The organism is Bacillus sp. AFS031507 (assembly GCF_002584635.1).
Lineage (GTDB): Bacteria > Bacillota > Bacilli > Bacillales > Cytobacillaceae > Neobacillus.
In genome coordinates, this window is sequence record NZ_NUOW01000039.1 from 1 (window position 1) to 18,949 (window position 18,949).

The 18,949-nt window shown below is 34.2% G+C and carries 24 protein-coding genes, 4 pseudogenes and 1 riboswitch; of the genes and pseudogenes, 9 read left to right on the top strand and 19 right to left on the bottom strand.

Going from position 1 to position 18,949, the window contains the following annotated elements:
- Positions 1-215: 215 nt before the first annotated feature.
- Positions 216-572 (top strand): hypothetical protein, encoded by a 357-nt coding sequence (locus COE25_RS26130; RefSeq protein ID WP_098934710.1) that lies wholly within the window; start codon positions 216-218, stop codon positions 570-572.
- Between the two features lie 43 nt (positions 573-615).
- On the opposite strand, the gene COE25_RS26135 is transcribed toward COE25_RS26130, so the two are convergent.
- Positions 616-1,044 carry an SMI1/KNR4 family protein gene (locus COE25_RS26135; protein WP_098934711.1) on the bottom strand — a complete coding sequence of 143 codons (429 nt, stop codon included), beginning with the start codon at positions 1,042-1,044 and terminating at the stop codon, positions 616-618.
- 284 nt (positions 1,045-1,328) lie between these two features.
- On the opposite strand from COE25_RS26135, the gene COE25_RS26140 reads away from it, so the two are divergent.
- A complete protein-coding gene (locus COE25_RS26140; protein ID WP_098934712.1) occupies positions 1,329-1,685 on the top strand; it encodes a hypothetical protein in 357 nt (118 codons plus the stop codon).
- A 5-nt stretch (positions 1,686-1,690) separates the two neighbouring features.
- Here the strand turns inward: COE25_RS26140 and COE25_RS32400 are convergent, their stop codons facing one another.
- The 8 genes from COE25_RS32400 to COE25_RS31885 all read right to left on the bottom strand — a co-directional run bounded on the left by COE25_RS32400 (position 1,691) and on the right by COE25_RS31885 (position 6,666).
- The gene (locus COE25_RS32400; protein WP_098934713.1) at positions 1,691-1,888 is read right to left on the bottom strand and encodes a winged helix-turn-helix domain-containing protein; all 198 of its coding nucleotides are present in this window, start codon (positions 1,886-1,888) and stop codon (positions 1,691-1,693) included.
- Positions 1,889-1,998: 110 nt separating this feature from the next.
- Positions 1,999-2,166 carry a response regulator gene (locus COE25_RS26150; protein ID WP_257208975.1) on the bottom strand — a complete coding sequence of 56 codons (168 nt, stop codon included), beginning with the start codon at positions 2,164-2,166 and terminating at the stop codon, positions 1,999-2,001.
- Between the two features lie 149 nt (positions 2,167-2,315).
- Positions 2,316-3,185 (bottom strand): hypothetical protein, encoded by an 870-nt coding sequence (locus COE25_RS26155; RefSeq protein ID WP_098934715.1) that lies wholly within the window; start codon positions 3,183-3,185, stop codon positions 2,316-2,318.
- Positions 3,186-3,656: 471 nt separating this feature from the next.
- Positions 3,657-3,845, bottom strand: coding sequence for a hypothetical protein (locus tag COE25_RS31875; protein WP_257208976.1), 189 nt, complete (start codon positions 3,843-3,845; stop codon positions 3,657-3,659).
- A 123-nt stretch (positions 3,846-3,968) separates the two neighbouring features.
- Complete coding sequence (locus COE25_RS26165) at positions 3,969-4,433, bottom strand: hypothetical protein (RefSeq protein WP_098934716.1); 465 nt, start codon at positions 4,431-4,433, stop codon at positions 3,969-3,971.
- Between the two features lie 184 nt (positions 4,434-4,617).
- Positions 4,618-5,970, bottom strand: a complete 1,353-nt coding sequence (locus tag COE25_RS26170; RefSeq protein ID WP_180247611.1) for an Nramp family divalent metal transporter — start codon at positions 5,968-5,970, stop codon at positions 4,618-4,620.
- Between the two features lie 184 nt (positions 5,971-6,154).
- Positions 6,155-6,454, bottom strand: a complete 300-nt coding sequence (locus COE25_RS31880; RefSeq protein ID WP_257208977.1) for a hypothetical protein — start codon at positions 6,452-6,454, stop codon at positions 6,155-6,157.
- A 47-nt stretch (positions 6,455-6,501) separates the two neighbouring features.
- The gene (locus COE25_RS31885; RefSeq protein ID WP_257208978.1) at positions 6,502-6,666 is read right to left on the bottom strand and encodes a hypothetical protein; all 165 of its coding nucleotides are present in this window, start codon (positions 6,664-6,666) and stop codon (positions 6,502-6,504) included.
- Between the two features lie 158 nt (positions 6,667-6,824).
- Here COE25_RS31885 and COE25_RS26180 point away from each other — a divergent pair, with 158 nt between their 5' ends.
- Positions 6,825-7,307 (top strand): DUF2975 domain-containing protein, encoded by a 483-nt coding sequence (locus tag COE25_RS26180; protein WP_098934717.1) that lies wholly within the window; start codon positions 6,825-6,827, stop codon positions 7,305-7,307.
- Between the two features lie 26 nt (positions 7,308-7,333).
- Positions 7,334-7,465 (top strand): annotated as a pseudogene (locus COE25_RS26185) (helix-turn-helix domain-containing protein); the annotation flags it as partial.
- A gap of 164 nt (positions 7,466-7,629) precedes the next feature.
- Here the strand turns inward: COE25_RS26185 and yhfH are convergent.
- Entirely contained in the window at positions 7,630-7,764 is a 135-nt protein-coding gene (gene yhfH, locus COE25_RS26190) for a protein YhfH (RefSeq protein ID WP_088087444.1), read from the bottom strand.
- 251 nt (positions 7,765-8,015) lie between these two features.
- The gene (locus COE25_RS31050; protein WP_179195821.1) at positions 8,016-8,177 is read right to left on the bottom strand and encodes a hypothetical protein; all 162 of its coding nucleotides are present in this window, start codon (positions 8,175-8,177) and stop codon (positions 8,016-8,018) included.
- A gap of 186 nt (positions 8,178-8,363) precedes the next feature.
- Positions 8,364-8,447, top strand: a riboswitch (cyclic di-GMP riboswitch).
- A 27-nt stretch (positions 8,448-8,474) separates the two neighbouring features.
- Here COE25_RS31050 and COE25_RS26195 point away from each other — a divergent pair.
- The 3 genes and pseudogenes from COE25_RS26195 to COE25_RS26205 all read left to right on the top strand — a co-directional run bounded on the left by COE25_RS26195 (position 8,475) and on the right by COE25_RS26205 (position 11,251).
- The gene (locus tag COE25_RS26195) at positions 8,475-8,594 is read left to right on the top strand and encodes an anti-repressor SinI family protein (RefSeq protein ID WP_088087456.1); all 120 of its coding nucleotides are present in this window, start codon (positions 8,475-8,477) and stop codon (positions 8,592-8,594) included.
- A gap of 397 nt (positions 8,595-8,991) precedes the next feature.
- A pseudogene (locus tag COE25_RS26200) lies at positions 8,992-10,210 on the top strand (IS110 family RNA-guided transposase).
- A 381-nt stretch (positions 10,211-10,591) separates the two neighbouring features.
- Positions 10,592-11,251: a hypothetical protein gene (locus COE25_RS26205; RefSeq protein ID WP_373605376.1), complete on the top strand. Its 660-nt coding sequence runs from the start codon at positions 10,592-10,594 to the stop codon at positions 11,249-11,251.
- A gap of 981 nt (positions 11,252-12,232) precedes the next feature.
- On the opposite strand, the gene COE25_RS26215 is transcribed toward COE25_RS26205, so the two are convergent.
- Positions 12,233-12,823, bottom strand: coding sequence for a LysE family transporter (locus tag COE25_RS26215; RefSeq protein WP_098934720.1), 591 nt, complete (start codon positions 12,821-12,823; stop codon positions 12,233-12,235).
- 117 nt (positions 12,824-12,940) lie between these two features.
- Here COE25_RS26215 and COE25_RS26220 point away from each other — a divergent pair, with 117 nt between their 5' ends.
- Complete coding sequence (locus tag COE25_RS26220) at positions 12,941-13,495, top strand: helix-turn-helix domain-containing protein (RefSeq protein WP_098934721.1); 555 nt, start codon at positions 12,941-12,943, stop codon at positions 13,493-13,495.
- Positions 13,496-13,642: 147 nt separating this feature from the next.
- On the opposite strand, the gene COE25_RS26225 is transcribed toward COE25_RS26220, so the two are convergent.
- Complete coding sequence (locus COE25_RS26225; protein ID WP_098934729.1) at positions 13,643-14,098, bottom strand: GNAT family N-acetyltransferase; 456 nt, start codon at positions 14,096-14,098, stop codon at positions 13,643-13,645.
- 289 nt (positions 14,099-14,387) lie between these two features.
- Here COE25_RS26225 and COE25_RS26230 point away from each other — a divergent pair, with 289 nt between their 5' ends.
- Positions 14,388-15,008, top strand: a complete 621-nt coding sequence (locus COE25_RS26230) for a cysteine hydrolase family protein (RefSeq protein ID WP_098934722.1) — start codon at positions 14,388-14,390, stop codon at positions 15,006-15,008.
- A gap of 108 nt (positions 15,009-15,116) precedes the next feature.
- Here the strand turns inward: COE25_RS26230 and COE25_RS26235 are convergent.
- From COE25_RS26235 to COE25_RS26260, 6 genes and pseudogenes are all read right to left on the bottom strand, one after another.
- Positions 15,117-15,746, bottom strand: a pseudogene (locus tag COE25_RS26235) (IS110 family transposase); the annotation flags it as partial.
- A gap of 290 nt (positions 15,747-16,036) precedes the next feature.
- A complete protein-coding gene (locus tag COE25_RS26240) occupies positions 16,037-16,420 on the bottom strand; it encodes a VOC family protein (RefSeq protein ID WP_098934723.1) in 384 nt (127 codons plus the stop codon).
- An 84-nt stretch (positions 16,421-16,504) separates the two neighbouring features.
- Positions 16,505-16,783, bottom strand: coding sequence for an ArsR/SmtB family transcription factor (locus COE25_RS26245; protein WP_098934724.1), 279 nt, complete (start codon positions 16,781-16,783; stop codon positions 16,505-16,507).
- Between the two features lie 358 nt (positions 16,784-17,141).
- Positions 17,142-17,315, bottom strand: a pseudogene (locus COE25_RS31890) (IS110 family RNA-guided transposase); the annotation flags it as partial.
- 195 nt (positions 17,316-17,510) lie between these two features.
- Entirely contained in the window at positions 17,511-18,098 is a 588-nt protein-coding gene (locus COE25_RS26255) for a DUF5105 domain-containing protein (RefSeq protein WP_098934725.1), read from the bottom strand.
- A 202-nt stretch (positions 18,099-18,300) separates the two neighbouring features.
- Positions 18,301-18,795, bottom strand: a complete 495-nt coding sequence (locus COE25_RS26260; RefSeq protein ID WP_098934726.1) for a hypothetical protein — start codon at positions 18,793-18,795, stop codon at positions 18,301-18,303.
- Between the last annotated feature and the right edge of the window lie 154 nt (positions 18,796-18,949).

The window sequence follows — 18,949 nt, forward strand, 5'->3', positions numbered from 1 at the left end:
TTTCAAACCTGATATTTAACAATCTACAGGAATGCTATCCTGCCCCTTTAGTTGAAGAAGAAAAGCTATACTTCTTATTGAAGTAAGCCTACGTTAGTTGAACAAGAATAAATTAGAATTTTTTCAAGAAGTAAAAATAAAGTAATTATAGAATTTTTAAAAAATGAAGTATAATAAAAATATTATTAAAAATGTCTAATGTTCAGAGAGGTAAAATGAAAATAAAAGTATTTTTAATTCTTATAATAGTTATTATATTATTTGTATCACCTTATTTCTTTAAAAATGCAAAACAAAATTCTTATAAAGTTGCAGTTAAAGAATACTTAATTAAAAATAAAAAAATTGAAGCCAAAAAGATTAAAAGCATTGAACTCTACTCAGAGCAAACAGAATTTGAAGATGAATTTTGGCTAGTAAGTGTAAAACTACTAGATGATAGAGGAGAATTTAATTATTTAGTTAACAAGAAAACTAAAAAGGTGAAATTTGAAAATTATATATTAGATAATTTGGTATATGATGAATATGATTATAAACTATTAAAAAAAGAGGAACTTAATTACAAATGAAGCTAAAAAAGAATCCATTAAATGGATTCTTTTTGTTTAAAGCTTATACACTTACTTTTCCTTCACTCCACCAAATAAATAATTGTTCAAGTGATGGTGCAATCCATTCTCGGCTATCTGTTTCGTGGTTCCAGTAGTATATGTTTTCGGATTGGATATCGCCATCTACGATTGAATATCCAAAGTAATCTCCATTACCTGATCCTCCAATAAATAGAAGACAATCTAATGGCATATATGTTTCTTTGAAAACTTTATCCCTTCTAAAATCAGAATTTAGCTCAATAATGAATTTTATAGATGAAAATCCAGCACCTTTGACTTCGGCACCGTTAGTTTCTTTAAGAAAACTAATAAATTCACGTGGAAGATTTAGGTTAAATTTTGCTTCAATTTCCTCTATTTGATTATTTATAGCAGGCTCATTAAATATCGAGTCTTCAGAGACGCTTTTCATTAGCGTTTTCCACATAATTAAAATCCTTTCTTATGAAGTTTAATCGAAACTTTATACAGAAATTATATCATTTCTTATTAAACTAATCTGCTTCGATAGTTTAAGTACACCATTTCACAATCTTTCTTTGCAAAAAGAAAAAAGGCGACCTCCATCTTGAAGTATCGCACCCGTTAGTTGAACAAGCACCTTCTCTTCTATTGCACATTTCCCTCGAAATACGTATTAATATTATTCATATTTAATTAGATTTCATTTATAATGAAATCAATAAATTCAAGTGAGGGAACAGAAAAATTATGATAGATATTCTTTGGTATTGCTACTTAGTAATTTTAGCAATTGCTGCTATTGCAATACTCATAACTGGCTATAAAAAAACTCTTGGTATATTAGATTTTCTATTTTCCGTAATTACTTGGATAGGTTTATTTGGTTACGTTACTAATACACAGATTCTTACTCCTCTTGTATGGAAATTTGTATTTGTATTTGGTTTGTTATGGGATGTTTATTTTAGTTTCAAAAAGTTCAATGAAGAGGTTGAAGGTGACGATGATTCACCTCAATCCATTAAACTAGTAATTATCGGAATTACATTAATTTTCTTAGTTGGACCTTTATATTTCGGCTTATTTAATTATGCGTTTAAATAAAGTGTTTATTTTTTCTCGGTCACTAATACTATTATTTCAACCAATACCAGCGTACCCCCAATGTTTCGGATATGGGAATCAATCGTTCGGTCTTCCATCTCTAATTTAATGCTCCATATAGAGGAGATTAAATGGTCTCTTGAAAATACTTTATTCGGATTTTTTAAAAACAAACTTAATAATGAAATTTCCTTCGGTGTCATTGGGATTTGCTGATTTTTGTATTTAACTATTATAAGCTGCTACGTCTAATGTGACTCCCTTAAATTCCAATGGTTTCTCTTGATCATTTTTGGTCCTTCGCATTACAAGCCTACATTCGTGCAAGTAATTCCTCTTCATTAAAAGGCTTGGAGACATAATCATCTGTCCCTTTTTTTAATCCTTTAACTACTTGTTCCACGGCATTTCGCGCTGTCAACATAATAATAGGTACATCTGAGAATTCACGGATTTTTTCACACGTTGTCCATCCATCCATTTCAGGCATCATTATATCAAGAAGGCTACTGGGGGATTCGGAATTGGTCTCGCTAATTCTGAGAATGAATAGCGGCCAGTGAAGGTTAAAGTAAAGAAAAATGTGACACTTGCAATGCTTTGCAGCAAAAAGACCCCAAAGGGTCTTTGTTATTTTGGTACATTTATAGTGAATGGAACAGTAAATACTTTTCCGTTTTGTTGGAATTGTCCCCAAATTTTATAGAGACCACTAGTAGGGAAACTCGTCATAAATTTCGCTTCAGGACCTTTTGCCTTTTCGTCCAAAGGATGAACATGTAAATAAGTATCTGTAACACTGCTTATGGTTACAACGTGCCCCACTGCTCCTAAATATGGTTGTAAATTTGTGATGGGCTTTTTCGTTTTAGCATCTTTAATCGTGAAGGTCATTGTCAAATCCATTCCTGTCATCAGATGGTCAAACTTCAATGTAACCTCTTTGCCATCAACCACTTTTGTTCGTTCCTTATCTTCAGTTAATTGTGAAGTTGTCCCTTTGTTTCCTGCTACCGTCACAACGTAAGCTTTTACTTTTTTGTCTGCTCCTTTAGGGACAAAATCGGCAAATAGCTTGTACTCCCCACCAGAAGGGAAATTTGGAGTGACCGTAAACGAACCGTCCCCTTTATACTCTGGATGAATATGATCAAAATTGGATAAATCTTCACTAACCACAATTAAGTGCATGAGTTTTTCGTGTTCAACCTCAAAATCCTTAATTGGTTTACCGACTTTATTTTTCACCTGAATGTTTAACGGTACTTGTTTGCCACCTTCAGGATTGCCTTGAAAGGAGAACTCTACGATTGTGTTGTCTTTTTGGGGAGTGGATGTCATATTCCCGTGATTCATATTCATCCCCTCATGGCTTGTATTTTTTTGTTTTGTATTTGAATTGTTGTCCATATTTTCCATTGAATTATCCTTCGAACAAGCAGCTAAAAATAACGAAACAACTAGTGAAAAAACAACAAGTATTTTGAATCTTGGATTCATCGTTATCCTCCTATTGGTTAATATAAAACATATCTTAATACAAAAATGTGCAGAAAATATGCATTTATAATCATTTCAATGATTTACGTTAATTCTTTTACAGTAACTACTAGCGGGAAATGATACTTGGAAGAAAATACCAATCGCAACGGTAAATTGCTTTTTTGTAGTCATTCTTTATTTAATTCAGAAGTTAAACAAGCTTTGACATTTATGGAGTGCTTAGAATGAAGGTGATGGATTTATTATCAAAAAAGGACCAATTCTATTAAAATACCCTTAGAAAAAAAGAACATCCCTAAGATACGGGCTGTTCTATTTGACCAAATATCCAATTGTTATTCCATTTTTAATAAATATTTATTGTTCATTCGTCCAGGTGACTGATTCACCTGTGGATGGGCAGGCTGGGAACTTTTCTCCTTGTTGGAGCACAACATGTTCTCCATCTACATCTATGTAATGATCTGATTACATTACCGATTCTCCAGTTCTATGAGTATGGCTTGCATGGGTCCAAGTTGTAGAGTCTCCTGTGGAAGGGCATTCAGGAAATGTTTCCCCTTGACTTAGTTCCTTTTTTTCACCAGTAGCACAAATATAGGTACCAGCTTCCGATACCGTTTCTCCTGTATGATGATGGTCTGTGAAGTGCGGCATAAAAATCCCTCCTTTACATACTAACATATGCCATTTAGCAACATATTAGGATTAAAAGCAAAAAATGATTAGGACAATCTCCTGATTTGTCGGAAATGATTTTAAAAATTAAACCGCATACTTCTAATTTACTTCAAGAACGAAGGCATACGAAGCGTCGCCGTGAGATACGTTCACTTCTTTTTTGTCCATCCACCATACACTATATGAATAATAATAAATCCCTTGTTGTGTAGGAGCAGTAAAACGATTATTTTCTACTTCGACCTCAATTTCTTTGTTCTCAGTCATCTGTATAACATGAAATTCATTTGGATTTGGTTTATAATTCATTACGAAAGTTATCTTTTCACCAGGTTTTATTTTAATCGGTTTTTCTCCTTCTAAAAGTACTTTAGGTCCAGCAGTATCAACGCAGGCACCTCTTCCTCTTATATCCCAACAATAACTCCCTAATGTCGTTTTATACATTTTATTCCCTATCTTAATCGAGGCTTTTGGAGGCTTATCTCCAAGCATCCCGCTATTTGAACAGCCCATGAGATTAAGTCCAATGAAAACTACAAACGCTACCAGCCATTTTTTCATTTGAATCCCTCCCCTTTTTTAATTAGACACCCCTTTTCTATTTTTAGTTACTCCATAAATTCAAAGAATCCCCGTTTGCATTTTTTTAATAAATTTCTTAATAAAAAAAAGCAACCCCTTTATGAGATTGCCGTTCCGTCAAATAATTTACATAGTTCTTTTTCAATTAAAAATGGTCAATATACTAACCAAAAAACGTTCGAATCAGTAAATATACATTCAGACAAATGATGACGATTGCTACAATCCAAGCAAGAATTTTAAGCCAAAGTGGATTTACGAACTCACCCATTTTTTTCTTATCGCTAGTAAATTTAATAAGCGGCACGACGGCAAATGAAAGTTGTAAAGATAATATTACCTGACTCAAAATGAGAAGTTGCGCCGTTCCGCTTTCACCATAAAGACCAGTTACAATAACAGCAGGGACAATAGCAATTAATCGGGTAATAAGTCTTCTAAGCCAACCTGGGAGGCGAATATTTAAAAATCCTTCCATGACAATTTGACCAGCCAAAGTCCCTGTTAATGTTGAGTTTTGACCAGAAGCAAGCAACGCAACCCCAAATAAAATACTTCCAATTGTCGTTCCTAGAATCGGAGTAAGTAAATGATAAGCATCATTAATATCTGCCACTTCCGTCAATCCTGCTTTATGGAATGTGGCAGAGGAAAGGATCAAGATAGCAGCATTTATAAATAATGCAAAGAACAGTGCAATGGTTGAATCCCATGTGGCATATTTAATAGCCTGGCGTTTTCCCAAACTGGTTTGTTGATACTTTCGAGTCTGAACGATTGATGAATGAAGGTACAAGTTGTGTGGCATGACTGTTGCACCTAAAATACCAATGGCAATATAAAGCATCGTTGGGTTACTAATAATCTCTGTGCTTGGAACAAAGCCTTTTAATATGCCTCCTACATCAGGCTTAGAAAGGAACATTTCAGTTGCAAAACAACCTCCAATCGTAACAATTAAGACAATAACCAACGTTTCAATAAAGCGAAATCCTTTATTTTGTAGCAGCAATACCACTAGTACATCTAAAGCCGTAATAATAACACCATATATCAACGGAATTCCAAACAAAAGATTTAATGCAATTGCCGAACCGATCACTTCCGCTAAATCACAAGCAGCTATCGCTAGTTCACATAAAATCCACAAACCCATTGCGACTGGCTTACTGTAATGGTCACGGCACGCTTGAGCTAAATCCCTTCCCGTCACGATCCCTAGCTTCCCAGCGAGTGCTTGTAGTAGAATAGCCATCAAATTAGACAATAATATAACAGAAAGTAACGTATATCCGAATAGGGATCCTCCTGCAATATCTGTTGCCCAGTTACCTGGGTCCATATAACCGACCGCCACTAAGTAACCTGGTCCTGCAAAAGCAAGGAATTTTTTTATCCAAGAACCAGTCTTTGGAATACGAACACTTCTATACACTTCTGGTAAAGTCGATTGTGTTCTTTTATTTTTCCAACCTTCTTCCACCGAAATAGGCAGTTCTTTTACATCCTCACTCATTTTTTCATCACCTCATTATTGGTATACACTAAATATGTTGCACCAAGGAAACTTTTTGAGTAAAAAAATCTCATTTGTTAAATAAATTATATTAAGGAGCAAAGAAGTAGTTTCTAAATATAATCTATTTTACAAATTTTTTTAGTCAAAGGAAACTTTTATGGGAAATAAAATGAAAAGAATCTTAAAATCCTCTTGTTACCATACAAAAATTCAGATTAAAGGAATAGGCATAATAATAATGGCAACTAAAGAAATTCTCTCTCCTTTTAAGAATCCCCAATATGAAATCTATAATTCTTAGGCTAGATACAGGTAACAAAGCTCGGTTAAAAGCGAATTCTACCCCTGTCGAGCTCATTCCCCATATATGCAGGTCATGGACTTCTAATATTGTCGGTAAACCACTTAAGTAATCCTTAATTTTATCTGTATCGATTCCCTCTGGTACGGCATCAAGTGACAAATTAATCGATTCCTTCAATACCCCCCAGGTACCAAATAGAATGACAATTGAAATTAGAAGACTAACTAGAGGGTCAAGCCATTGCCATCCTGTCCAAAGGATATAAACCCTGCGATTTCTACTCCAAGTGAAACTAATGCATCCGCTGCCATGTGCATGAAAGCTCCACGGATATTTAAATCATTTTTTCTTACAGACATAAAAAGTAAAGCAGTAATGCCATTAATCACTCCCCTTTAATTAATAAAAAAATGGCAACCCTTATAAGGTTGACTCGTAGGATATATAAATAACAATAATAATATAATAAAAAACAATATTAGTTTATTGAAAAACGATAAAGTGTGTGTTAAAGTCATTTTATAATTAAATCAGTGAGGTGCTTTAAATGAATGTTAAACGAGGTTCAACCACTTTCTTAAAGGTAATTATTTTACTGGCTGGAATTGCAGTGCTTGCTTTATGTATTTGGTTGCCTGAGATAGCCATTAGAGATGCAAGGGTACATCCAGATACTGCTTACTTCCTAATCCCCTTTTTAGTATGTGCATACGGATTCTGTATTACGTTTTTTGTTGTGTTGTATCAAGCATTTAAACTATTAACCTATATCGAAAGGAACAATGCTTTCTCTGAGTTATCCCTTAAATCTTTGAAGGTTTTAAAGAAATGTACTTTTGCAGTCATTTTCTTCATTGTGTTAGGGATAGTAAGCTTAAAGGTGCTTTCTAAAGTTACAGGTGACGACCCAGCAGGTCCAATATCACTAAGTCTAATGGGCATTTTGGCAACAAGTATCATCGCAGCCATTGTGGACGCACTTCAAAAGCCATTAAAAAACGTCCTTGAATTAAAACCAAAAAATGATTAATTTTTTGATAAAATTTTATTAACGAGGTGCCGCTTTCGGAGAGGGTTGGAATTACTATGGCTAATCTCTCCATTCTGAAATGGGAAAGCAAAAGCGGTTCGTTTTTCAACATTAGAAGCATATGTAAGACTTTGGATTGTCAGCCAGGTGATATTTTGGCGTACAAAAGCGACGAAGACACTTATTAAAAACGGACAACAAATTTATTTAATTAACGAGAGTCGATAGATAATTTAAGGGATAGCCATTAAGCTATCCCTTCTTTGCGTTTATTGATGTTATTTACTCTAACTCCCCAGCAAAGCTGGAGAGTTAACAAACTTTACTCTTCTTTTTTGGATAAACAACGATCACAATCCATCATATAACTTTCTGCTTGCTCTTGCATATGCTGCCCGCATTCAGGACATTCCTTTTTTGGCAAATTGCGGAAAAATTCAACAGGACTCATTAACATTTAAATCTCCTCCTTTATTAATACAGTTCGTTTTTACTTATCTTGTTATAGTACAGTATAAGCGAAAAAGAGAAAAAAGTATAGACCTTTTTTAAATAAATCATAAAAGTTTTAATATGTTCATTTAATCTATTTTTACCTTGAATATCCCAATCGAAATCCTCAGTATCATCATCCCATTCCGAGTTAAGAGAATAGAATTCTCTTGAAGCTACAACTATTGTGTTATCTAAGGTAATTCTCCACGAACATTAAATATGTAATGCATATTCTGGTGTTTCTTGGGTTCTGCCTCTTCTGTTTATTTGAATCATATCCCCGAACCCCATCCAAAAAAGGTTAGATGCTCTTCCAGCATTTTGTAACTTTAATCCCGCTAATTTGCCTAATTCAGAAATAATTACTTCTTTCATACACTTCTCCCTGTTCGGATCATTATTTAAGGAATGAACCCGTTAGTTCAACAAGCACATTCTATTTTATTGCATATTTTCGTCGAAGTGCTACATAACTTCCTATTTATTGTCGAATTTTTTCGATTTTATTTTGTTCAATATAGTGAACGTTTGTAGTACAATTGTTTCATATTATTAACAATTTTTAGAAAAAAGCAAACCATTTGAAAGATTGGGACGCAAAGCTACAGGTCTAAGGTTATAAACTAAGATGGCTGAGTTGCCTAAAATAGTACATATTTTAGGGGGAATATTATGACTGCAACTGCTGGCAAAAAAGAATTAGACAAAGATTGGTTTGACCTCATTTTGGAAGCTCGTAATTTAGGAATTTCTGTTGATGAAATTAAAGAATTTCTAAATAAATCATCTTGACCTCTGTGAGGTCTATTTTTTTAATTTCTTCGCACTTTTGGTCAAATGCTACATTAAAGAGTCAATTTACTTCTTTAACTAAACTGCACCGTTAGTGGAACAAGAGTTGCCGTAGCAACCCCAATCTTCAACTCTTGCACCCGTTAGTCATCCATGCAGCGCAAGCGCTGCACCACAGAGAATGAAAATTGTTTAAAAGCGTCAATAATGATTCTACGGCTGGAAGAGGAAGGTCGATACACTATGGTGCGTTAGAGCCCATCCGTTAGTCTGACGCCAACGACCACGGTGCATCACAGACTGTCGCTCCCTTACGGGAAGCACTCATATTAGATTAATCCTATTCTGGTTGTTGCACCAGCCTCTATAAATAGTAGCCGTGGAAAGGATAAATTTAATGGATGTAATCATTGAACGAGCATGTGGTATGGATGTCCATAAGGACAGTATTACCGCCTGTATTATGACACCAGAAGGAAAGGAGATCCAAACGTTTTCAACTAAAACAGTTTTTTTATTAAAACTAATTGATTGGATTAAGGAGTACGGTTGTACCCACGTTGCAATGGAAAGTACAAGTGTTTACTGGAAACCTATTGTTAATTTGCTTGAGTCCGAAGGAATTGAGTTTTTAGAGGTAAATGCTCAACATATGAAAGCACTCCCAGGGCGTAAAACTGATGTCAAAGATGCAGAGTGGATAGCACAACTTCTTCGTCATGGATTACTCAAAGCCAGTTTTATTCCAGATCGCAATCAACGTGAGTTGCTCGAACTTGTTCGCTATCGAAGGAGTATTATTGAAGAACGTGCCAGACAACACAATCGTATTCAAAAAGTATTAGAAGGAGCGAATATTAAACTAGGATCGGTTGTTTCTGATATTATGGGAGTTTCTTCAAGGAATATGCTTCGTGCGAGTGCGGATGGTGAAGATAATCCTGAGAAACTAGCAAACTTCGCTCAGCGTTCATTAAAAAGGAAAAAAGATGAACTTGAGATCGCTCTAAAAGGATATGTAAACCCTCATCAACGATTAATGTTAAAAACTATTTTAACGCACATTGATTTCCTAAGTGAACAAATCGATATGTTAGATCAAGAAGTAGCCCAAAGAGTAAGTTCCTATCAAGAAGATATTGAACGACTAGATTCAATACCTGGCATTGCCACTCGGATGGCTGAGCAAATCCTAGCTGAAATCGGAACAAATATTAAAAAACAGTTTCCAAGTCCTTCACATTTATGTTCTTGGGCAGCATTAGTACCAGGACACAATGAAAGCGCAGGTAAAAGAAAATCATCCAAAACCAAAAAAGGAAACAAATATTTAAAATCCGCATTAACAGAAGAAGCTCATTCAGTAGGAGCATCTAAAAAACTACCTAGGCGTACTGTATAGGCGTACAGCCGCACGAAAAGGTAGAAAACGAGCGGGAATTGTTGTCGCTCACGCCATGTTGAGAATTGCATATTATCTCTTAACTCGAAAAGAAATGTACGTTGATTTAGGTGAAGATTATTTTGATAAACAAAAAGAAACTTCAATTATACGGCATTCTGTACGTAGACTAGAAAACTTGGGTTATACCGTAACAATAACGGAAGCCTCCTAATTCATTAATATAGTCAATGAAATATCCTTGGATCAGGCGCTCTCTTTTAAAAAAAAATTGAATGAGCTGCGTCTTCTTCAGTATTGCCATTTTGCAGAAGTTACAGAAGTTTATTTTCATAGTAGTTTAAGTGAAATATTTCACAATTTCTAAAATTAATTTTTAGGAAACTCCAGTAAACTATCTTCCCCTGTACAATTAATCTATGTATGATTTGATAGTAGGAATAGTTCTGTTTGTAGGGTCTAATCGAAAATGAAATTCGAATTTAGGCCAAATTATTAATTTTTTTAAAAAGTCCTAATTTTAGAAATCCGGTTGTTTTGTCCAAGCTCACTTAATCCTTTTCCATAGACTAATTAAAAAGGAGATGAGAAAGTGATGAAATATAAAGGAGAATTACACACAGATTTCTCAAGAAATTCTAAAAATGAACTTTTAAAGGAAGAAAAAGTATATCAATCATCGGCACACCAAGAGTGTATTGACCGTGCTTATCGTATTCCCATATTTTTAAGTACGACAACTCATTTAAATGACAACCAACAACGGTTTCTAGACCGTTTAATTTTAGAGATTGAGAGTGCTTTACTTTTTCCGCGTACATTACCTTTAAGCGAAAGTTATCCCGAATCCATTTTGACTGATATTCGTCGGTTAGTTTCATCAAGCTATGGAATGTTGGCAGTAAACCTTCGTCGATTTAAAATTCAAACAGTTGACGTCAATGCAGGACCCCTTCCACCATCCACTCCTTTCTGGATAGGATCAGTTTATTCACAAGTAGAACCTTCAATGGCTTTTCAATTTGGTCTACCCTTATTATTAGTAAGGGAAGAAGATACTGACGCAAATAATGGAATTTGGGCAGGAGGAATTGCCCCACTCAACCTATTTATTGTTTGGCATTCTGAAACTCAAACTGTTGATCAATTCTTTAACACTCCTGAATGGAGATCAGCCTTTGCAAATTGGAGTGCACAAGTAAGAAATGCTTTTTATATTCAGACAGAGCCTAAGTTCAAGTATAGATGTGAATGATAAACTGGTACTTTAGCATCAAGTCGAATATTTTCAATAAGTTGAAAATATACAAGATTTTATTCACCTTTATATATTTTTGGCTTATTTACATAAAAATAACATTTGGATAAACAGAACCTTTTAGTTTCCAAATACACTTACTTCTTCAGCTAACCTGCCTCGTTAGTGGAACAAGAAAAAGAGCCGCAGCTACGACCTAAAGCACACTCTAATTCAATAAGCGAGATGAATAAGTTGTAAAAAGTGACCTGCAATATTAATGCCTTATTTCCTCATAATCTGTACTTAGAGGTGAAGCATATAGATTAATAAATAATATGTAAACTGGATACAGAATGACAGACCCATAAATCAGAAGGTTAAATCTCGGAAATAGTGTTACTCCTACATTAATAGGAAAAACAACAGGGAAAAAAGAGAAAAAAAGAATAAAATATGGTACCCACAAAAGGAGTGACAAATAGCTGTATTTCCTACCAATATTCCATTTTTTTGTTAAGTAAATGAATAAAATTGTCGAAAGTAGAAGTCCAATAACATTAATAGCAGCAATTACAATGTAAACATTATCCCATTCCCAGCCAGTTAACATACTAATATGAGATACATTTATTATGAGTTCGATTGCTATAAACAACGCTATAGCGTATAAGGCACTAATAGTATTTAACTTTATAAAAAACTTCATCATATACCTCCTTAATTAAGAAACAGCAACACCTCTGAGTTAAGTTCTTTATTCAATTATAATCATTCTTAAAGTAACTTGCTACGTTAGTGGAACAAGAAAAAAAGTCGCCGTAGCGACGCCTTATTAAACATAAGCACCCCGATAGTGGAACAAGCAAAAAAAGCTGCTGAAGCAGCCACTGATCTTAAACTCTTGCACCCGTTACTTTAAGTGCCATACTTCACATTCTGCATTGTTAATTAAATCAAAAAAAGGCGATGCCTTTTTAAAGCATCGCACCCGTTACATTATCTCGATTCCAAAAGTATCGAAATTGCACTAAACATCAATAATAAAGCCATAACTATATTAAACTGAGTATTATACTTTGATAAGAACTTTCGGAAAATTGAACCAAACACACCCCAAGAGTAAGTACCTAAAAAACCAACAAAAGCTAGAAAGAATGAATAGAATATTAAGCTGACATTTGAAGTGTGATATGGAAGGACAAAGGTTGATATTGTAGTTATGCCATATAAAATACCTTTCGGATTTATGAATTGTAAAAGCATACCTGTTAAAAAACTGTTATTCTTGTCCCCATCAGTGTGATTACCATCATTCTTACTTGTAATAATTTTTATAGCCAGATACAACATATAGATTACACCTAGAATAGTCATTATAAATTCAACTTTTGGAATGAAGCTTTTAAGCAAAAGACCAAAATAAGCACACAATAATATTAGTACAAAGAAACCTGAACCAACTCCTAACGAAAATCTAATTGTCTTTTTTAATCCGTATTTGTTAGCAACTAACATTGCCATAATATTATTTGGACCTGGGGTAAAAGCAGTAACAAAGACATATAACAAAAATGATAATAAAGCCAAAATGGAACCCTCCTTTGATTGTATGTTATAATGTTCGAAATAGACAATATAACGATTTCCTTTATATTGTACGATATGTACGTTATATTGTAAATAATTAATTATAGGAGTGTTTTTATGGAAGAAATAAATCAAATCATTGCCAAAAACTTAAAAGCATATAGAGAAAGTAAAAAATTAAGCCTTGAAAAGGTTGCAGAGGTTACTGGTGTAAGTAAAACAATGATTGGTCAAATTGAAAGAGGTGAATCCAGTCCTACTATTACAACTATCTGGAAAATAGCAAATGGATTAAAAATTTCTTTTACTTCTTTAATCAATAATCCGCAGCCAGATACAAAAGTTATTTCAATGAGCGAGGTTCAAACTCTTGTGGAGGATAAAGGGAAATATCGGCTTTACCCATACTTTCCCTTTGAAGATGATAGACGTTTTGAAGTATATTCTGTTGAGATTGAAAAAGGTGGGTTCCTAAGTGCTGATTCACACAGGGAAGGAACTGAGGAATTTTTAACTATTTATGATGGTGAATTAACTGTCCGAGTAAATGACGTTGAATATACAGTGAAAAAAGGCGATTCTATTAGATTCAAGGCTGATAGACCTCATACTTATCATAATTCTGGAGAAACATTAACTCGATTAAGTATGGTTTTATACTATCCAAATTAAAACCCCGTTTAATTAAAACGGGGTTTTACCATTGTATTATTCACTAATATAACAATGCGTTATTAAACTAAACTGCTCCGTTAGTGAAACAAGAAAAGCCGCTAATGGCAGCTGGATCTTGATCTCTTGCAATCGTTAGAAGAGTTTTTATTGTTGATATGGATTTTTAAGTACCTTTTGCATAAATAGTTCTGGATTAACAATCTGTTCAAAACCGTATTGGTTATATAATGAATGTGCATCATTTGTAGCTAGCATAAATCTACGAACTCCCTGTAATTCGGAATGGTTTGTGATAATACCCATTAACCATTTTGATAACCCTAATTTCCGATAATCTGGCAATATAAACACATCACTTAGATAGGCATAAGTTGCTAAATCAGAAATTACCCTTGCAAAACCAACTTGTTCAATAACGTCTTTACCTACTTCACCTTTATAAACTCCAAAACATAACGGAGAATTTTCAATTGCCTTTTTTACTATTTGCTTTGGTATCCCCTTTGACCAGTAGGCTTCTTGACTCAAGAAGGTATGTATTAATGTTAAATCTAAATACTCTTTATTTGTAGAAATTGAAAACCCTTTATTAATCCACATTTCCAAATTAAGCCCCCCAATTTTTTGAATGTTCTGCAATAAATTAAACCACTGATTTAAATTTTGTTCAACTAAACTGGCCCCGTTAGTTGAACAAGCATATCACTTTCTTATGCATATATTTGCGTACTGTAGGTTACACCTGGATGGATCTTTGAAGGGATACATATTAATACCATAGCTCCATTAAAAACAGAATGTGTCCAAGCATCCCTCAATATATATTCATCAAAGAACAAAAGTTGAATTAAAATACAGGATTCTTATTTATGTGAATTGGAGGAAAAAAATGTTTAAACCTAATCCCGCTAATACAGCAATTGTAATAACTGACCCACAAAATGACTTTCTGTCCCCCGGGGGTAAAGGATACCATTTAACAAAAAATATTATTGAGCATTACAACACACTAGGTAACCTTGAAATTCTAATAAGTACAGCCATGAATAAAGGATATCAACTTTTTATATCACCCCATTATATATATCCCCATGATTATAGTTGGCAATTTACCGGAGCTGAACAAGAAATGTTAATAAAGCTTCGAGTATTTCAAAAACAAGATGACTACACTTCTGTTGGAGCCGACTGGGTTCCTTCACTTAAGCCATACATTTTAGCTAACCAAACAGTCATTTCGACCGCCCATAAGATTGCTAGTCCGCAGACAAATGATCTAGTTTACCAATTACGTCAGCATAGGAAAGAAAAGGTCATTTTGGCAGGTGTCCTATCAAACATTTGTGTAGAATCGCATATGAGAGACTTAATCGAGAATGGATTTCAAACAGCTGTTGTTTATGATGCCACTGCCGCTATAAGTGAGAAGGATTTTCAAGCAGCGGTTACAAATTATCAGGCATTCAGCAGTGCTACATGGTCAACTCAACAGGCGATCTCTCAATTATAAGAAATAAAACATTTTTCCCATCAGTTTCTGATTGATTTCATTTTCTTCATCTTTTTTACCTTCACATTATTGTTATGGATCGCTTTAAAATCAGTGTTATTCATCACAAGGCTCATAGTTGCTAAGTAGATCTGGAGTTGGAAACAAACAGAGGGTTGCGATGGCTCCTTTGCACGAAACATCTTTAAACACTTGTCGCAGCTCTGGAAAGACAACATCTACCCATCGATTTAATTGATTAATAGACATTACGAGACGTTTAACAATCACATCACGATTAGACATTAGAACTCTAAGCTTCTCAAATGATTCTGATGAAGGACGAATAAAGGAATAGTGGCCGTTTTTGACCATATCCGCGATAACAAGCGCATCTTTTTTATCACTCTTAGATTGAGTATTATCACGATTCTCTTTATTCCTTTTTACTAAGTGTGGATTGACTGTTATAACCTCAACGTTTTGGTTATATAACCTTGTTGAAAGGTTAATCCAGTAATGGCCTGTAGACTCCATACCTACTATTGCTGCATTTAAGTGTTTTAATCTTGTTAAGTCTTGAATCCAGTTTAATAGTATAAGGAACCCCTCATCATTATTTTCAAATTTAATAGGGTCTCCAACTACAATTCCACGAAAGTTAACTGCTCTAGTAACGTGTTGTTGAGCGATATCCACACCAACAATAAGATGTTTATCGGAAATACTTTCTATTAGTTGATTTTGTTTGTCTTGCATTTCTGCCACTAACCTGCCAATTAGCTCAATAAGAAAAGCCGCCCAAAATGGCAGCTGGATCATCAACTCTTGCACCCATTAGTTTAAGTGAACTTATTCACAATGGCACATTTCTTTTGCAGAATGAGAACAATGTCATTTATCTTTAAACCTTAAACAAATATAACCCCGTCTAAAATTAGGACAGGGTTAACATAAAGTTGTTTAGTTGTTGATAAAAACACTTCACCCAACTTAAAACATTCCAATAAAGTCGTTTAGAACTAGGTTACATCTATTTCTACATAAAGTTACTGCTGTAATATCTGAATAAGGTTGCCGCATGTATCGTCGAAGACAGCTATTGTGATTTCGCCCATTTTTGTCGGCTCCATAGTAAACTTCACGCCGTTATCCAATAATCGATTGTACTCTTTATGAATATCTGCAACGCCAAACATTGTTGCTGGGATGCCCTCGGCAAATATCTTCTTTTGATACTCCTTTGCGGCAGGATGCTCATTCGGTTCGAGTAAAAGCTCAGTTCCGTCATGAGCATCGGGAGAAACAAGCGTAATCCACCTAAATTTTCCCATGGGAACGTCATGCTTTTTTACAAATCCCAGCTTTTCTGAATAAAATTCCAGTGCCTTGTCTTGGTCTTGTACGAATATACTTGTAACAATGATTTTCATAATGTTTTGCCTCCTTTGATATTTACCACGTTGGTGCTCTCCGAGCAGAAAAACCCCTACACTCATCAGAAGTTTTTAAATAAATTACTCTATCCATCCCTTTAGCAAATTTTTAAGTGGGTCGTTGTTAAATATAACTACTCGATATTTTCCCTTTCGTTTTGATTTTACGAGCCCTGCATCTTCCAGTACAGAAAGATGTTTAGCTATCGCCTGCCGCGTAATGGAAAGGTCGTGCTTCGTAATGAGACGTACCGTAAGTTCATACATTGTCTGCTCGTTGCGTTCGGAAAGTTCGTCTAATATTAGTCGCCGAGTCGAGTCGCCAAGTGCTTTGAATATAGCATCTCTGTCCCAATTCATAAATCGAGTATAAGCAACTCTATGGTTGCTTGTCAAGTATAAGCAACTGAATGGTTGCGTGAAAAAGGAACCGTATCATCCAACCATTAAAGTCACATAATAGTAGTTGGAACCATTATAGAAAAATCAATTTTTAACACTTTTCCTATTCAACTCCTCAGTTTGATACGAATATCTCTTGAATGCTCACTTATTCGCAGGATTGGGATTTACGGATAATTGAAATGAGTTCAGATATTTTTGGCTTCGTGAAGGCATAGTTAAATAAAGGAGTAAGCTACCACTCCATTTTTCACCAAATTATGTACATCTCCACGCCGACCCTGGAGGCTTTCCCTCCCATGTCTCATCGGGTCAATAAGTTTTTTAATCTTTTTAAATCTTGAATCCAATTTAATAGGTTAACGAACCCCTCCTCATTATTTTCAAATGTAAGAGGGTCTTCAACTACAATTCCACGAAAGTTAACTGCTCTTGCAACGTGTAGTTGTTGAGCGATATCCACAGCAACAATAAGATCTTTATCGGAAATTCATTCTATTAGTTGATTTTGTTTGTCTTGCATTTTAAAATTCATAGTAGGGCTTCCTCCTTAAGNNTACTCGTATCTTACTGAGGGTCTCTATTTTTTTCAAACCTGATATTTAACAATCTACAGGTATGCTAACCTGCTTCGTTAGCACAATTACTAAATATTTTAGTTAAGAACTTTTTTAAATACAATCCTTTAGTTCGATGGACTGATTCTCTCCATTATCAAAGATTCGTCACCGTCGCGTTCATATATACCAGTTAATGCATCCATAAAATCTTCAGTTAAATCTACTTTCCATGCATCTCCTACTTTTACTAATTTTATTTTCACTGGTAACGTCACTTTTTTAGCTGAAGGATTTTTAGCGATTTTTATTACATAAGGTATCGTATCAACTACATAGGAACCATCACCATCATTGGAATCTTTTTCTAAGATCTCCTTCTTTATTTTTTCAAATGCTTTATCTTGAGCTTTACGTGTGTCAATTGTTGTAATCTTTAAATCTATCGTTGCTTTTTTTGAATCTTTTTGTATTTCCCCTGTTGTATATGCCATTTTTTCAAATAAAATACGATTATATTTTTGATGAGTTTCCCCAAGGAAATACTCTTTTGCATCTGGATTTTCAATATAATTAGATGCACTTTTCCATTTCCCTTTTTGAATACTTTGTAAGAATTCATTAGTAGTTTTCTGTGGTGAACTGCTACTACCATTCCAAACTATTAAACTTGCAATAATAATGATCATTGCAAATAAAAAGACAAATTTTTTCATGATGTTCTCCTTCTTCTACTCTAATGTTGTTAATGAAATCTTCCTATTTTATCTTATACCTTATTAGATAACAGGAATTTTTAATTTATTTATTTATCTATTTTTATCTAACACGTATATCCAGTTAATACCTCAGGACTAGGTCTAAGTTTATTCTAATATCCCTTTTAAAATGAGATTACCTAATGAACTAACGCACCGGTTAGTTTAATAACTTGCCCTCAGCTTTAATAGAATTTGCAATTTTTACAATTTCTGATTTAGCTAATTTGCTTTCACCTTTATATTCAACAGTTAATTCTAACTCTTCTTTTTCTTCTTCCCAATCTAAGTATTGCTTACCGTTTTTTTCTTTATAAAAATATTTTGTTCCTTTAATTTTGTTTTTTTTATCCCATTTGGGATCATTATACCAACTTACATAATCTGTAGCAGTTATTACAAGCTCAGCTTTTTTTGATATGTAATGTAATTTTAGTTTATCGCACCTCTTACCGCAGGAAGAAGTAGTCATATAACTCTTACTATACTCAAAAGGGATATAGCCGGGTTCAGCTTCTATTCCCACCCAAGCGCCTGCCCAACTTATTGGCATTTTTAGAGTAGGTGTATAAAAAATAACAAAAAATAAAACAACTACTCCAACAGTTAGAAGGCATTTCAATACTTTTTTCTTAGTAATTCGTAGATGTTCCAAAGTTTTTCCTCCAAATAACCTATTTGAGATAATCTTATCAAATTATTCAATTAAAAAGTCGTTTTCTTATTGAACTATACTGCTCTGTTACTTGAATAAGAAAATGCCTTACTCCTATTGAAGTAAAGCACCCTATAGCATTCCTGTAGATCGT